Consider the following 13,370-nt stretch of genomic DNA (forward strand, 5'->3'; position numbering starts at 1 on the left):
ATCATGTGGCCGAAGGCCGCGACAGCCTCCGGAGTGTGGTGCGTCCCTTAGGACGACATCGGAGGGGAGCGGGTTCACTCTTCCGCCGAGAAAAACTCGTCCTGCCATCAGAAAGACGACTGACTGCTCATGGGTCTCACCAGTAATACGGTTCTGGCGCTGGCCATCGTCGCCGGTGTGCTGCTGTTCGCGGCCACGGTCTGGTTCTGGCCAAAGCTCTCCGGCCGCACCTGGCGTGCCTTCACGGGCCGGATCGGACTCCTGCTGGCGACCCAGCTGGCGCTCTTCTCGGCCGTCGGTCTGGCGGCGAACAAGTCGTTCCTCTTCTATGGATCCTGGGCCGACCTGTTCGGTCAGGAGACGTCGATGGGCAAGGTCGTCGACCACTCGATGAGCAGCAAGGACATCAAGGTCGTCGACAAGCAGAAGCTGGACGTCCCCGGCGGCGGCAAGCCGCAGGTCGGCGGACAGATCCTGAAGGTTGCCATAACCGGGGAGAAGTCGAAGATAACGAGCCCCGGGTACGTGTGGCTGCCGCCGGAGTACTTCCAGCCCCAGCACAAGCACCAGAACTTTCCCGCGGCCATCGTGCTGACGGGCTACCCGGGCACGGCGGAGAACCTGATCAAAGGGCTGAACTACCCGATGACGGCCTTCAAGCAGGCCAAGCAGGGCAAGATGAAGCCGATGATCCTGGTCATGCTGCGGCCGACCGTCGCGCCGCCGCGCGACACCGAGTGCGTGGACATACCCGATGGCCCGCAGACCGAGACGTTCTTCGGGCACGACCTGCCGAAGGCCATCCAGGGCACCTTCCGGGTCGGTGACAAGCCGCGGAACATGGGCTTCATCGGCAACTCCACGGGCGGCTACTGCGCCCTGAAGATCGCCACGCACTACCCGCAGACCTTCGGCGCCGCCGCTGGTCTCTCCGCGTACTACGAGGCCCCGGACGACCCGACCACCGGAAATCTGTTCCACGGGGACGAGAAGCTGAAGAAGCGTGCCGACGTCCTGGAGAGCATCGGGAAGAAGGAGCCGATCGGTACGTCGTTCCTCGTCACCAGCAGCCAGAAGGGCGAGCCGAACCTCGCCGACACCAAGAAGTTCATCAAGAAGGTGAAGAGCCCGGACCGGGTCTCCTCGATCATCCTGGAAAGCGGCGGCCACAACTTCAACACCTGGCGCCGTGAGATCGCGCCGATGCTGGTGTGGATGAGCGACCGCATCCAGGCCTGAGGCCCCGGCCGGCCGCCTACGCCTCCTGCAGCTGGGCCCGGCGCAGCGCCCGGTGCACCCCTTCGGGGGTGAGTACGCCGACCAGCGCGCCGGTGTCCGGATCCGTGACCGCGATCCGGCCCGAGTCCTCCTGCAGCAGCAGCGCGAGCGCCTCGCGCAGACTCGCCCCCAGCGCCACTTCGGCGGTGGGGGCTTTCCCGTCGGCGGCCGCGGCCTCGGCCGGCACCACGTCGGCCGGCCCCACCGGGGTGACCGCGAGCCGCTTGAGCCCCCGGTCCGCGCCGACGAAGCCCGCGACGTAGTCCGTGGCCGGCGCGGCGAGCACCGCCGCCGGGCGGGCGAACTGCTCGATGGTGCCGCTGCCGTAGACGGCGATGCGGTCGCCGAGCCGGATCGCCTCCTCCAGGTCGTGCGTGACCAGCAGGATCGTCTTGCGCACCGTCTTCTGGAGGGCCAGGAACTCGTTTTGGAGGCGTTCGCGCACCACCGGGTCCACCGCGCCGAACGGCTCGTCCATCAGCAGCACCGGCGGGTCCGCCGCGAGCGCGCGGGCCACGCCGACGCGCTGGCGCTGCCCGCCGGACAGCTGCTCCGGGTACCTGCCCCCGTAGACCGCCGGATCGAGCCCGACGAGTTCGAGCAGCTCTGCCGCCCGCGCGCGGGCCTTGGCCTTGGGGGTGCCGATCAGCTGCGGGACGGTCGCCGTGTTCTCCAGCACCGTCTTGTGCGGGAACAGTCCGACCTGCTGGATGACGTACCCGATGCGGCGGCGCAGCTCGACCGGGTCGGCGGCGGCGATGTCCTCGCCGCCGAGCAGGATCCGGCCGGAGGTCGGCTCGATCAGCCGGTTGACCATCTTCATCGTGGTCGTCTTGCCGCAGCCGGACGGGCCCACGAGCGTGACCAGCTCACCCTCCGCGACCTCGAAGGACAGGTCCTCGACGGCCGTCGTCCCGTCGGGGTAGCGCTTGGTCACGTGCTCGAATCGGATCACCCGACCATCCTCCCTCACCCGCGCCTCGAAATTTGTGACGGGAGTATTACCCCCGTGCGAAGGGTTCCGGCCATTGTCGGCCCCGGGGGTTAGGGTCGGTCCTGACCGTGCCGTTCGTACGGGTGTACGTGGTGGTGGCGAGGGGGGTGAGGGCATGGCCGGGCAGAACTGCCTGGTGGCGAACGACTGGTTCTGCTGGGAGTACGTCACCTCCCGCTCCCAGGAGCTCACCGACGCCACGGTCCAGCACGTGTGGATCACGGCCGTGTCGGTGCTCATCGGCCTCGTCGTGGCCGTCCCGCTCGCGCTGCTGGCCCGCCGCGGCCGCCGCTGGGCGGCCCCCGTGCTGGGCCTGACCACCCTGCTCTACACGGTCCCCTCGCTCGCCATGTTCTCCCTGCTCCTGCCGCTCTTCGGGCTGTCGGCGGCGCTGGTGGTGACCGGGCTGGTGCTGTATTCGCTGACCATCCTGGTCCGCAACGTGCTGGCCGGCCTGGAAGCGGTCCCCGAGGACGTACGGGAAGCCGCGCGCGGGATGGGGTACGGGCCCGGGCGGCTGCTGTGGCAGGTCGAACTGCCGCTGGCGCTGCCCGCGGTGCTCGCCGGGGTCCGGATCGCCACCGTCTCCACGATCGCGCTGACCACCGTCGGCTCCATCGTCGGCAAGGGCGGGCTGGGGAACCTGATCGCCCCGGCCGTGAACAGCTCCTTCAAGGCCCAGGTGCTCACCGCCTCGGTGCTGTGCGTGCTGCTCGCGCTGGTCGCGGACCTGCTGCTGCTCGGGACCGAGCGGCTGCTCACGCCGTGGACCCGGGCGACGCGGCGCGCGGGCGCGGCGCCCGCTCCGGCCGCGGCCGACGCGCCGGCCGACGCTCTGACCAAGGGGGCCTGACGGCATGGGGGTACTGGGCGGGGCCTGGGACTGGCTGGCGAACGGCGCCAACTGGTCGGGGGAGAACGGTGTCTGGCACCGGCTCGGCGAGCACGTCTTCGTGAGCGGCGTGGCCCTGGCCGTCGCCTGCGCGGTGGCGCTGCCGGTCGGCCTGTGGCTCGGGCACCTCGGCAAGGGCGGCGCCCTCGCGGTGAACGTCTCCAACGTGGGCCGGGCGATCCCCGTCTTCGCGGTTCTGGCGCTGTTCATGGTCTCGCCGCTGCGCAGCGCGGGCAACGTGCCGACGATCATCGCGCTGGTGCTGTTCGCCATCCCGCCCCTGTTGACCAACGCGTACGTGGGCATGCGGGAGGTGGACCGCTCGGTGGTCGAGGCCGCCCGGGGCATGGGCATGTCCGGCGGCCAGCTGTTCCTGCGGGTGGAGCTGCCGCTCGCGCGCGGACTGGTGATGACGGGCCTGCGCTCGGGCGCCGTCCAGGTCATCGCCACGGCCACGATCGCGGCGATGGTCGGCCAGGGCGGCCTCGGTCGGATCATCACCGCCGGGTTCAACACATACAACACGGCGCAGGTCTTCGCGGGAGCGCTGCTGGTGGCACTGCTGGCGCTGGTGGTGGAGGGCGCGCTGGTGGCCGCGGACCGGCTGCTGCTGCGGCGCCCGGCGCCGGCGGCCCGCTGAGCTTTCCTCTCTTTCCGTCCCTTGAATGGAGTAACCATGAGCAAGTCCACGCGTGTCCTCGGCGCGGCACTGGGTGCGGTGGCCCTGACGGCTTCGCTGACCGCGTGCGGCGGCGACAGCCTGGAGAAGTCCAAGGACGGCGGCTCGTCCTCCTCGTCCGCAGGGGCCTCCGGGGGCGCGAAGGGCAAGCTGGTGATCGGCGCGGCCGGCTTCACCGAGTCCAACGTGCTGGCGGAGCTCTACGCGCAGGTGCTGGGGGACGCGGGCTACGACACCTCGATCACCACGGTCAACAACCGCGAGCTGTACGAGCCCTCGCTGGAGAAGGGCGAGATCGACGTCGTCCCGGAGTACGCGGCCACCCTCGCGGAGTTCCTCAACGCCAAGGTGAACGGCGCGAAGGCGCCGGAGGAGAAGCCGGTCGCCTCCAGCGACCCGGCGGCGACGGTCGCCGCGCTGGAGAAGCTCGCCGGCCCGCTCGGCCTGAAGGTGCTGCCGGCGGGCGCGGCGGTCGACCAGAACGCCTTCGCGGTCAGCAAGGAGTTCGCCGGGAAGAACAACCTGAAGACGCTCTCCGATCTCGGCAAGTCCGGCCTGAAGGTGAAGATCGCCGCGGGCGACGAATGCGCCGTACGGCCGTTTTGCGCACCGGGTTTGAAGAAGACGTACGGAATCGACGTTTCCGGCATCGACCCCAAGGGCGTCGGCACCCCGCAGTCGAAGCAGGCGGTCAAGGACGGCGTGGACCAGCTGGTGCTGACCACGACCACGGACGCCACCCTCGACAGCTTCGGCCTGGTCCTGCTGGAGGACGACAAGTTGCTCCAGAACGCCGACAACGTCGTGCCGGTGGTCAACGCCAAGGACGCGGGCGCCCCGGAGGTCGCGGCCGCCCTCGACAAGCTGACCAAGGCGCTCACGACGGCCGATCTGGTCGCCCTCAACCGGAAGGTCGACGCGGAGCGCGCGAAGCCCGCGGACGTCGCGAAGGCCTACCTGGAGTCCAAGGGACTGATCCAGAAGTAGCGGAGGCGCGGTTGGTGGAGAAATGACGGTTAACTGCCCGGCAAGAGATTGCCGGGCGGCTACCCCACTGGGCACCCACGCCCTGTAAATTTCAGGCCATGCCCCGTGGACGCCACCGCAATCCCGAACCCCTGCACCGGCTGCTCACCCCGACGACCGTCGCCGGTGTCTCCGTCGCCAGTGCCGCCGCGGCCTGGCTGCTGGCAGAACCGATTCCGCTGCGCCTCCTCGTCGCCCTCGCCGGGGCCGTGGGTGTTGCCGGCGCGGTCGTCATGCGGTCCTGGGACCGCGCGGCCGGCCGCCGGGTGGCGGAGCTGGCCCGCGAGCGGGTCAAGGACGAGTGGAAGACCGAGGAGCGGATAGCCGAGCTGGAGTCGGACCTCGAAGAGGCCCGGGTCCTGCGGGCCAGGCTCGACACCAAGCTGCGCGCCAAGCGGGTCGAACTGGCCGGTCTGCGTGGGGAGCACGCCGCGCTGCTGCGCCGGTACGCGACCGCCGAGACCGAGCGGGCGAGCGCCCTGGAGCGGCGCCGGCTGCTGGCCATCGAGGCGGCCTCGGCCCCGGCGGCCTCCGCGCCCAAGGAACTTCCCCCCGTCACCGAGGAGCGCACCTCGGCCGGCGCGCCGACCGCCGTCGGCTACGCCCGGGCCAACGCGGCCATGGCGGCGCTGGTCCGCAAGGCGGAGGCCGCGCACGCCCGCTCGGCCGCCACCGCCTCGGTCCCGGCCCGGCGCCCGGCCGCGACGGTGGCCCCGTACTCGCCGCCGCGCCGGACCGCCTCGCGCGTCGAGGGCGGCTTCGACTTCTTCGGCACCAAGACGGCGGCGCAGGCCCGCGCGGTGATCGAGGCGGTCCAGAACGAGGACCTGGCCGACGTGGTGGGCGCGGAGGTGCTCGCGGTCCACAAGGCGGAGTCCGCCCAGGGCCGCCCGGCCGAGCCGGAGTTCAAGCAGCCCACGCCGGAGCAGCGCGCGGTGGGCCAGGTCATCGACCTGACGGCCCACGACGAAACGGAACCGATCGACGTGGTCCGGCTGCGCACCGCGATCTCGTAGCGCCCGCCAGTCCCGGTGCGAGGCCGGCGGCCGCCGGCTGCCGGCCGGCCTCGCCGGCTCAGGGGTAGGCCAGGACCAGGCCCGTCGCCATCGTCTCCAGCAGGATCTGGATGGCGAGCGCTGGCTCCGCCGCCACGGGCGGCGCGGCCAGCGCCACCACCATGGCCACCAGCGCGACACCGAGCAGCGCCGCGAACGCCGCGATCGGGAAGTGCGTGCAGCCGCCGTACACCAGGCAGCGCGAGCCCGTCTCCGTGGCCAGGACCGCGATCTTCGCGAGGACCAGGGCGGGCAGCAGCAGCACGGCGGAGACGATCGCGGGCGTGACGGTGCGCTTGCGGGATGCGGAGGGCCGCGGGGTGACGGTGGCGGGCTGTGCGTTCCAGGTCATGCGAAGATCCTGGCCCGCCCCGGCCGGAGGGGGATCCGCATGGGTACTCAGCCGCGGGTGACTTCGTACTCAAGGCGTTGAGAAGGCGATGCCCGGGGGAGGCGGTGCCCGGGGGGCGGCGCGGCCCCGGGGGGAGGCGGTGCCCCGGGAGAGGCGCGGCCTCAGAACAGGGGCAACTGTCCCGGGAGCGGCGGGAGTACGAAGCCGTCCAGGGTCGGCGCCGAGGCGCCGAGCGTCACCCGCGCCCGGGAGCCGGGGCAGGAGACCAGCTCACCGCGCCCGCCGGGCGGGTCGTGCCGGGCGATGCGGCCGGCGGTCACGGCGCAGTCGCGGCCGCAGGAGGGGCAGGCCCGTCTGGGGGAGTGGGACATGCCCCAAGTCTGCCCTGCCGCACCGACAGTGGCCGCGGCGCGGCCCGTGGCCGGTCGCCCGTGGCCCTATTTGTCGATGTCTCCGACCACGAAGAACAGCGAGCCCAGGATCGCCACCATGTCCGCGACCAGCTGCCCGGGCAACAGCACCGCCAGCGCCTGGATGTTGTTGTAGGAGGCGGAGCGCAGCTTCAGCCGGTACGGGGTCTTCTCGCCCTTGGAGACGAGGTAGTAGCCGTTGATGCCGAGGGGGTTCTCGGTCCACGCGTACGTGGCCCCCTCGGGCGCCTTCAGCACCTTGGGCAGACGCTGGTTGATCGGCCCCGGCGGCAGCTCCGCCATCCGGTCCAGGCAGGCCACGGCCAGGTCGAGCGCGTTGTGCGTCTGGTCCAGCAGGCATTCGAAGCGGGCCAGGCAGTCGCCCTCGGTACGGGTGACCACCTTCAGGACGTCCTGGAGCTCCCCGTACGCCAGGTACGGCTCGTCGCGGCGCAGGTCGAAGTCGACGCCGGAGGCGCGGGCGATCGGCCCGGAGACCCCGTACGCGTGCACGGCCTCGGCGGACAGCACGCCCACCCCGCGCGTGCGGCCGCGGAAGATCTCGTTGCCGCGGACCAGCTTGTCGTAGACGTCCATGCGGGTGCGGACGTCGGCGATCGCGGCGCGCGCCCGGCCGAGCCAGCCCGCCGGGAGGTCCTCCTTGAGGCCGCCGACCCGGTTGAACATGTAGTGCATGCGGCCGCCGGAGATCTCCTCCATGACGGCCTGGAGCTCCTCGCGCTCGCGGAACGCGTGGAAGATCGGGGTGATTCCGCCCAGTTCGAGGGGGTACGAGCCCAGGAACATCAGGTGGTTCAGCACGCGGTTCAGCTCGGCGAGCAGGGTCCGCATCCACACGGCCCGCTCGGGGACCTCCATGCCGAGCATCCGCTCGACGGCCATGACCACGCCGAGTTCGTTGGAGAACGCGGACAGCCAGTCGTGGCGGTTCGCGAGCATCACGATCTGGCGGTAGTCGCGGGCCTCGAAGAGCTTCTCGGCGCCCCGGTGCATGTAGCCGACCACCGGCTCGGCGCTGACGATCCGCTCGCCGTCCAGGACGAGCCGCAGGCGCAGCACGCCGTGCGTGGAAGGGTGCTGGGGTCCGATGTTGAGCACCATGTCGGTGCTCTCCGCCGCTCCGCCGATGCCGACCGTGGTCTCCGTCATGGGCGCATTGTCTCAGCCCTAGGGTGGGGGGATGGAAACGGGCACGAACGGTGAGACGGGCCGAGCGCGGTGGGTGGGTCTGCCGGGCGGGCTGCTCACGCTGCGGCGGCTGCTGCTGGTCCTGTGGATGACGCTGCTCACGGCGGTGACGGCGGTCGTGCTCGCGCTGACGGCCGGGCCCGCGTGGGCGGCCCTGGGCGCGCTCTGGCTGCCGGTGGCGGCCTGGGGATGGGTGCTGCTCGGCCGGAACTGGCGGTCCTGGCGGTACGCCGAGCGCGCCGACGACCTGCTGATCAGCCGCGGTGTGCTGTGGCGGGAGGAGACGGTGGTCCCGTACGGGCGGATGCAGCTGGTCGAGGTGACCTCGGGCCCGCTGGAGCGGCGCTTCGGGCTGGCCTCCGTACAGCTGCACACGGCGGCCGCGGCCACGGACGCGAAGATCCCGGGGCTGGCGCCGGCCGAGGCGGAGCGGCTGCGGGACCGGCTGTCGGAGCTCGGCGAGGCAAGGTCGGCGGGGCTGTGAGCGCCGAGGAGCCGCAGGCCGTCGCGGTCGCTGTTGCCACCGGCGTCGAGCGGAGGCTGCACGTCCTCACGCCGCTGCGGCGGGCGTGGGTGCCGATCGCCGCGACCGTCGGCGTCGTGGCCCAGCAGGGCGACCGGGTCGCGGAGTGGGTGGGCGGGCTGCCGCGCGGCCTGCAGGCGCTGACCATGGCGGGCCTGGTCGTGGTGTTCGGCCTGTACGGGTTCCTCAGCTGGTGGTTCACCCACTACGCGGTGACCGACTCCGAACTGCGCATCCGCACCGGTCTGCTCTTCCGGCGCACCGCGCACATCCGGCTCGACCGGATCCAGGCCGTGGACGTGACCCGGCCGCTGCTGGCCCGGGTGGCCGGGGTCGCGAAGCTGCGGCTCGACGTGATCGGCACCGAGGAGAAGGACGAGCTGGCCTTCCTCGACGAGCGGGAGGCGGTGGCGCTGCGCGCCGAGCTGCTGGCCCGGGCGGCGGGCTTCGCCCCGTCCGAGGCGGTCGCGGTCGGCGAGGCCCCGGAGCGGGAGCTGCTCCGCGTCGCCCCCCGGGAGCTGGTGGTCTCGTTGCTGCTCACCCTGTCGGTGTGGGCGGCGCTGGCCGCGGGGCTCGTCGCCCCGGTCGTGGTGTGGTGGGTCAGCGACAGCCCCTGGGCGGCCGCCGTCACCCTCCTCCCCATCCTGGGCGGGGTCTGGGCGGGTACGGCCGGGCGGTTCCTCGGCGAGTACGACTGGACCGTCGCGGAGTCCCCGGACGGGCTGCGGCTCGACCACGGGCTGCTGGACCGGGCGCACGAGACGGTGCCGCCGGGCCGGGTCCAGACCGTGAAGCTGGTGGAGCCGCTGCTGTGGCGGCGCCGCGGCCTGGTCCGGGTGGAGCTCGCGGTGGCGGGCTCGAAGAACGAACTCCTGGTCCCGGTGGCGACGCGGGAGGCCGCCCAGGACGTGATCGCCCGGGTCCTGCCGGGCGCGGACCTGGCGGCGCTGGAGTTCAGCCCGTCGCCGCGGGCCGGATCGCGCTGGGTGGTCCCGGTGTGGTGGAAGGGCTACGCCCTGGCGGTCTCGGACGACCTGTTCGCCGCCCGCCACGGCCGGCTGTGCCGGCGCACCGAGATCGTCCCGCACGCCAAGGTGCAAAGCGTCCGGATGACACAGGGCCCCTGGCAACGCGCCCGCGGCGTGGCCGACGTATCCGTCGACACGGGCGCGAACGGCACGGTCACGGCCCGCCTCCGCCCGACCCCGGAAGCCACCACCCTCCTCCACGCCCAGGCCGCCCGCTCCCACACGTCCCGCGCGACCGCCCGCCCGGACCGGTGGATGACGTGAAGGGCTCGACGTACGGATTCCGGACCGCCCGGGGGCGTAGGGGGCCGGGCTAGGCTCGGAGTTGAGCGTGGCGACCCGATCCATGAGGAGGCGGCATCGTGACCGAGCGCAAACCCCCCGGCGTCAGCGTCGAGTCCTGGGTGGACCGGCAGATTCGGGAGGCCGCCGAGCGCGGGGAGTTCGAGAGCCTGCCGGGCTGGGGCAAGCCGCTGGCCTCGCTCGATGCCCCGTACGACGAGATGTGGTGGGTCAAGGAGAAACTGCACCGCGAGGGGTTCGCGGTCCTGCCGCCCGCGCTGGCGCTCCGCAAGGAGGCCGAGGACGCGCTGGAGGCGGCCCGCGGGGCCCGCACCGAGCGCGCCGCGCGGGACATCCTCGCCGCGGTCAACGAGAAGATCCGCGCGGCCCTGCGCATGCCCCCGCCCGGGCCCCCGCTGGGCCTCACCGAGTACGACGTCGAGGCCGAGCTGGCGGCCTGGCGCGAGAGCCGCGAGGGCCGCGAGGGCGCGTAGCCGCGCGTGCCGCTCCGTACGGGGCCCGCGCGGGTCCCGCGCTCCGCCAGGGGTCAGCCCGCGCCGCCGCCTGCGCGGACCAGGCCGGTTTCGTAGGCGAGGACCACCACCTGGACGCGGTCGCGCAGGCCCAGCTTGGTGAGGATGCGGCCCACGTGCGTCTTGACCGTGGCTTCCGACAGGACCAGGCGGGCCGCGATCTCGCCGTTCGAGAGGCCCTGGGCGACCAGCAGCATGACCTCGCGCTCGCGCTCCGTCAGCCGCTCGATCTGCTTGTTCTGCGGCTCCTGCGTCGTCGTCGGCAGCATCGGCGCGAAGCGGTCCAGCAGGCGCCGCGTCGTCGACGGGGCGACCACCGCGTCGCCGCTGTGCACCGAGCGGATCGCGGCCAGCAGCTCCGCCGGCGGCACGTCCTTCAGCATGAACCCGCTCGCGCCCGCCTTCAGGCCCGAGAACGCGTACTCGTCCAGGTCGAAGGTGGTCAGGATGATCACCTTGGGGTGCTCGTCCGGCTCACAGATGCGCCGGGTCGCCTCGACGCCGTCCAGCTTCGGCATGCGGACGTCCATCAGCACCACGTCCACCTTGGTGGCCCGCAGCACCTCCAGCGCCTCCAGGCCGTCGCCGGCCTCGGCGACGACCTCCATGTCCGGCTGGGCGGCGAGCACCATCCGGAAGCCGGTGCGCAGGAGTACCTGGTCGTCGACCAGCATCACTCGGATGGACATCAGTTACCTCGTCCTCGTACTCGTACTCGTCATCATCTTTTTTTGAGCGGGAGCAGCGCGCTGACCCGGAAGCCGCCACCCGGCCGCGGGCCCGCGTCCAGGGTGCCGCCGACCATGCCGATGCGCTCGCGCATGCCGATCAGGCCGTGCCCGGCGCCGTCGACGCCGCCGTCCTCGTACAGTTCGTGCGGCGAACCGCGGCCGTCGTCCTCGACGAGCAGGCCGAGCCCGTCGTCGAAGTAGACCAGCCGGACGCTGGCCTTCGCCCCGGGCCCCCCGTGCTTGCGCGTGTTCGTCAGCGCCTCCTGCACGATCCGGTACGCCGTCAGCTCCACACCGCTCGGCAGCCGCCGCGGCGCGCCCTCGACCTCGAAGTCCACGTCGAGCCCGGCCGCCCGCACCTGCTCGACCAGGACCTCGATCTGCTCGACGTCCGGCTGCGGCACGTAGTCCTCGGACTCCTGCGGCTCGCCGGTGCGCAGCACCCCCAGCAGTCGCCGCATCTCGGCGAGCGCCTGGCGCCCGGTGCCGGAGATGGTCTGGAGGGCCTCCTTGGCCTGTTCGGGGGCCACGTCCATGACGTACGCGGCGCCGTCGGCCTGGACCACCATCACCGAGACGTTGTGCGCGACGACGTCGTGCAGCTCGCGGGCGATCCGGGCCCGCTCGGCGGCCACGGCCACCTTCGCCTGCGCCTCGCGCTCCTTCTCCAGGCGCTGGTTCCGCTCGACGAGCTGGGCGTAGTAGGCCCGGCGGGTGCGCAGTGAGTCGCCCGCCACCCAGGCGAGGGCGAAGGGGATCGCGGCGAAGACGACGAACCCCAGGTTGTCGGTGGCGCTGCCCTTGTCCACCGTGAAGCGCAGCGCGTAGAGGGGGGAGGCCGTCAGCCCCAGGGCGAGCGCCAGCCGGGACAGCCGACGCGAGACCTCGGCCGAGGCCGCCACCGTGAACAGGATGACCAGCATGGCGAGGTCGGCGCTGTGCGCGTTGGAGTGGGTCACCAGCTGGTAGACGCCGGTGCCGACGGCCAGCCAGAACATCTGTGGCGTCCACTTGCGGCGCAGGGCGACGACCACGCCCATCGCGGCCACGGAGGGCATGGCGATCAGGCGCGCGGCGGTGGTGCCGTAGCTGGAGTCGGCGACTTGCAGCATCGCGATCCCGGACAGGAGAACAGCCCAGAAGCTGTCGACGCCCGTCGGGTGTCTGCGGAGGAAGTCGTAAAGGCGCTGCACGTAACCCAGCGTAGGCAACGGAGATAGGTGCTGGAGTCAACCACAGGGGCGAACCTCTCCCCGGGGGCGTACTCCGCAAGGTGGAGGCCGAGCTTAGCCTTTGGTGGGTGAGAATCCAGGGCGAATCCCGAGGTCCGGTCAGGTGGCGCGAGGCGATGGAAGCCGCGCTGTACGGCCCCGGCGGCTTCTACGTGCGCCCCGGCGGGCCCGGTCCCGCGGGCCACTTCCGCACCTCGGTGCACGCGTCGGCTCTGTACGCGGGGGCCGTCGCCCGGCTGCTGCGGTGGGTGGACGCGCAGCTCGGGCACCCGCAGGTGCTGGACCTGGTTGACGTGGGGGCCGGGCGGGGCGAGCTGCTGACGGGGGTGCTGGCCGCGCTGGAGCCGCAGACGGCGGCCCGGGTGCGGCCGTACGCGGTGGAGCGCGCGGCGGCGCCGCAGGGGCTGGATCCGCGGATCCGATGGGTCGCGGCGCCGCCCGAACGGACGACGGGCCTGCTGTTCGCGAACGAGTGGCTCGACAACGTACCGCTGGACATCGTCGAGGACGGCCATTACGTCCTGGTCGCACCCGACGGTACGGAGAGCAGGGGCGGCGCCGTCGAGGGCGAGGACCTGGCCTGGCTGGAGCGGTGGTGGCCGGGCCCGGGCCGCGCGGAGCTCGGCCGCCCGCGTGACGAGGCGTGGGCCGCGGCCGTGGCGGGCCTGGAGCGGGGGCTGGCCGTGGCCGTGGACTACGCCCACACCCGGCGGACCCGGCCGCCGTTCGGGACGCTCACCGGGTTCCGGGCGGGGCGGGAGGTTCCGCCGGTGCCGGACGGGAGCTGCGACGTCACCGCGCACGTCGCGCTGGACGCGTGCGCGGGGGCGGTGCCGGGGCCGGGCGCGGTGCTGCTGACGCAGCGCGAGGCCCTGACCGCCCTCGGGGTCTCGGGGGCCCGGCCCCCGCTGGCGCTGGCCTCCACCGATCCGGCGGCGTACGTCCGGGCCCTCGCCTCGGCCGGAGAGGCGGCGGAGCTCACCGCGCGGGGCGGCCTCGGCGACTTCGGCTGGCTGATCCAGCCGGTCGGCGTGGCCCCCTGGCGGGCGTGACCTCGGGCGGGTCTGACCTCGGGCGGGCGTGACCTCGGGCGGGTCTGACCTCGGGCGGGCGTGACCTCGGGCGGGTCTGACCTCGGGCGGGCGT

Annotated in this window: 15 protein-coding genes; 9 read left to right on the top strand and 6 right to left on the bottom strand. The window is 72.7% G+C overall.

Annotated elements, in window-relative coordinates:
* Positions 1-129 precede the first annotated feature (129 nt).
* Positions 130-1,239, top strand: coding sequence for an esterase family protein (locus OG982_RS16685; protein ID WP_266786014.1), 1,110 nt, complete (start codon positions 130-132; stop codon positions 1,237-1,239).
* A gap of 16 nt (positions 1,240-1,255) precedes the next feature.
* Here OG982_RS16685 and OG982_RS16690 read toward each other — a convergent pair whose 3' ends face one another.
* The gene (locus OG982_RS16690) at positions 1,256-2,233 is read right to left on the bottom strand and encodes an ABC transporter ATP-binding protein (RefSeq protein ID WP_266948804.1); all 978 of its coding nucleotides are present in this window, start codon (positions 2,231-2,233) and stop codon (positions 1,256-1,258) included.
* Between the two features lie 154 nt (positions 2,234-2,387).
* Between OG982_RS16690 and OG982_RS16695 the strand changes: the two genes are divergently transcribed.
* The 4 genes from OG982_RS16695 to OG982_RS16710 all read left to right on the top strand — a co-directional run bounded on the left by OG982_RS16695 (position 2,388) and on the right by OG982_RS16710 (position 5,885).
* A complete protein-coding gene (locus OG982_RS16695; RefSeq protein ID WP_266948805.1) occupies positions 2,388-3,125 on the top strand; it encodes an ABC transporter permease in 738 nt (245 codons plus the stop codon).
* A gap of 4 nt (positions 3,126-3,129) precedes the next feature.
* The gene (locus tag OG982_RS16700; protein WP_266786008.1) at positions 3,130-3,804 is read left to right on the top strand and encodes an ABC transporter permease; all 675 of its coding nucleotides are present in this window, start codon (positions 3,130-3,132) and stop codon (positions 3,802-3,804) included.
* A 36-nt stretch (positions 3,805-3,840) separates the two neighbouring features.
* Positions 3,841-4,830 (top strand): ABC transporter substrate-binding protein, encoded by a 990-nt coding sequence (locus tag OG982_RS16705; RefSeq protein WP_266786006.1) that lies wholly within the window; start codon positions 3,841-3,843, stop codon positions 4,828-4,830.
* Between the two features lie 98 nt (positions 4,831-4,928).
* Positions 4,929-5,885, top strand: a complete 957-nt coding sequence (locus tag OG982_RS16710; protein ID WP_266786004.1) for a hypothetical protein — start codon at positions 4,929-4,931, stop codon at positions 5,883-5,885.
* Positions 5,886-5,943: 58 nt separating this feature from the next.
* Here OG982_RS16710 and OG982_RS16715 read toward each other — a convergent pair whose 3' ends face one another.
* The 3 genes from OG982_RS16715 to OG982_RS16725 all read right to left on the bottom strand — a co-directional run bounded on the left by OG982_RS16715 (position 5,944) and on the right by OG982_RS16725 (position 7,856).
* Positions 5,944-6,276: a hypothetical protein gene (locus OG982_RS16715; protein ID WP_266786002.1), complete on the bottom strand. Its 333-nt coding sequence runs from the start codon at positions 6,274-6,276 to the stop codon at positions 5,944-5,946.
* Positions 6,277-6,437: 161 nt separating this feature from the next.
* Positions 6,438-6,647 (bottom strand): hypothetical protein, encoded by a 210-nt coding sequence (locus OG982_RS16720; protein ID WP_266786000.1) that lies wholly within the window; start codon positions 6,645-6,647, stop codon positions 6,438-6,440.
* Positions 6,648-6,713: 66 nt separating this feature from the next.
* Positions 6,714-7,856, bottom strand: coding sequence for an NADH-quinone oxidoreductase subunit D (locus tag OG982_RS16725; protein ID WP_266785998.1), 1,143 nt, complete (start codon positions 7,854-7,856; stop codon positions 6,714-6,716).
* A gap of 31 nt (positions 7,857-7,887) precedes the next feature.
* On the opposite strand from OG982_RS16725, the gene OG982_RS16730 reads away from it, so the two are divergent.
* The 3 genes from OG982_RS16730 (at position 7,888) to OG982_RS16740 (ending at position 10,222) form a co-directional block, all read left to right on the top strand.
* Positions 7,888-8,379: a PH domain-containing protein gene (locus tag OG982_RS16730; RefSeq protein ID WP_266785996.1), complete on the top strand. Its 492-nt coding sequence runs from the start codon at positions 7,888-7,890 to the stop codon at positions 8,377-8,379.
* Entirely contained in the window at positions 8,376-9,710 is a 1,335-nt protein-coding gene (locus tag OG982_RS16735; protein ID WP_266948807.1) for a PH domain-containing protein, read from the top strand. Before OG982_RS16730 ends, OG982_RS16735 begins: the two co-directional genes overlap by 4 nt.
* A gap of 98 nt (positions 9,711-9,808) precedes the next feature.
* Positions 9,809-10,222, top strand: a complete 414-nt coding sequence (locus OG982_RS16740) for a DUF1992 domain-containing protein (RefSeq protein ID WP_266785992.1) — start codon at positions 9,809-9,811, stop codon at positions 10,220-10,222.
* 53 nt (positions 10,223-10,275) lie between these two features.
* On the opposite strand, the gene OG982_RS16745 is transcribed toward OG982_RS16740, so the two are convergent.
* On the bottom strand, positions 10,276-10,950 hold the full coding sequence (locus OG982_RS16745) for a response regulator transcription factor (protein ID WP_266785990.1): 675 nt from the start codon (positions 10,948-10,950) through the stop codon (positions 10,276-10,278).
* A gap of 32 nt (positions 10,951-10,982) precedes the next feature.
* Complete coding sequence (locus OG982_RS16750) at positions 10,983-12,185, bottom strand: sensor histidine kinase (RefSeq protein ID WP_266785988.1); 1,203 nt, start codon at positions 12,183-12,185, stop codon at positions 10,983-10,985.
* Positions 12,186-12,340: 155 nt separating this feature from the next.
* Between OG982_RS16750 and OG982_RS16755 the strand changes: the two genes are divergently transcribed.
* Positions 12,341-13,276, top strand: coding sequence for an SAM-dependent methyltransferase (locus OG982_RS16755; RefSeq protein WP_266791911.1), 936 nt, complete (start codon positions 12,341-12,343; stop codon positions 13,274-13,276).
* The last annotated feature ends 94 nt before the right edge of the window (positions 13,277-13,370 follow it).

The organism is Streptomyces sp. NBC_01551, assembly GCF_026339935.1.
In the GTDB taxonomy this organism is placed as follows: domain Bacteria; phylum Actinomycetota; class Actinomycetes; order Streptomycetales; family Streptomycetaceae; genus Streptomyces.

What these genes read in the sequence shown, in the direction of transcription:
- OG982_RS16685 (WP_266786014.1), top strand. Translation starts at nt 130, where the DNA reads ATGGGTCTCACCAGTAATACGGTTCTGGCGCTGGCCATCGTCGCCGGT.
- OG982_RS16695 (WP_266948805.1), top strand. Translation starts at nt 2,388, where the DNA reads ATGGCCGGGCAGAACTGCCTGGTGGCGAACGACTGGTTCTGCTGGGAG.
- OG982_RS16700 (WP_266786008.1), top strand. Translation starts at nt 3,130, where the DNA reads ATGGGGGTACTGGGCGGGGCCTGGGACTGGCTGGCGAACGGCGCCAAC.
- OG982_RS16705 (WP_266786006.1), top strand. Translation starts at nt 3,841, where the DNA reads ATGAGCAAGTCCACGCGTGTCCTCGGCGCGGCACTGGGTGCGGTGGCC.
- OG982_RS16710 (WP_266786004.1), top strand. Translation starts at nt 4,929, where the DNA reads ATGCCCCGTGGACGCCACCGCAATCCCGAACCCCTGCACCGGCTGCTC.
- OG982_RS16715 (WP_266786002.1), bottom strand. Translation starts at nt 6,276, where the DNA reads ATGACCTGGAACGCACAGCCCGCCACCGTCACCCCGCGGCCCTCCGCA.
- OG982_RS16720 (WP_266786000.1), bottom strand. Translation starts at nt 6,647, where the DNA reads ATGTCCCACTCCCCCAGACGGGCCTGCCCCTCCTGCGGCCGCGACTGC.
- OG982_RS16725 (WP_266785998.1), bottom strand. Translation starts at nt 7,856, where the DNA reads ATGACGGAGACCACGGTCGGCATCGGCGGAGCGGCGGAGAGCACCGAC.
- OG982_RS16730 (WP_266785996.1), top strand. Translation starts at nt 7,888, where the DNA reads ATGGAAACGGGCACGAACGGTGAGACGGGCCGAGCGCGGTGGGTGGGT.
- OG982_RS16745 (WP_266785990.1), bottom strand. Translation starts at nt 10,950, where the DNA reads ATGTCCATCCGAGTGATGCTGGTCGACGACCAGGTACTCCTGCGCACC.
- OG982_RS16755 (WP_266791911.1), top strand. Translation starts at nt 12,341, where the DNA reads ATGGAAGCCGCGCTGTACGGCCCCGGCGGCTTCTACGTGCGCCCCGGC.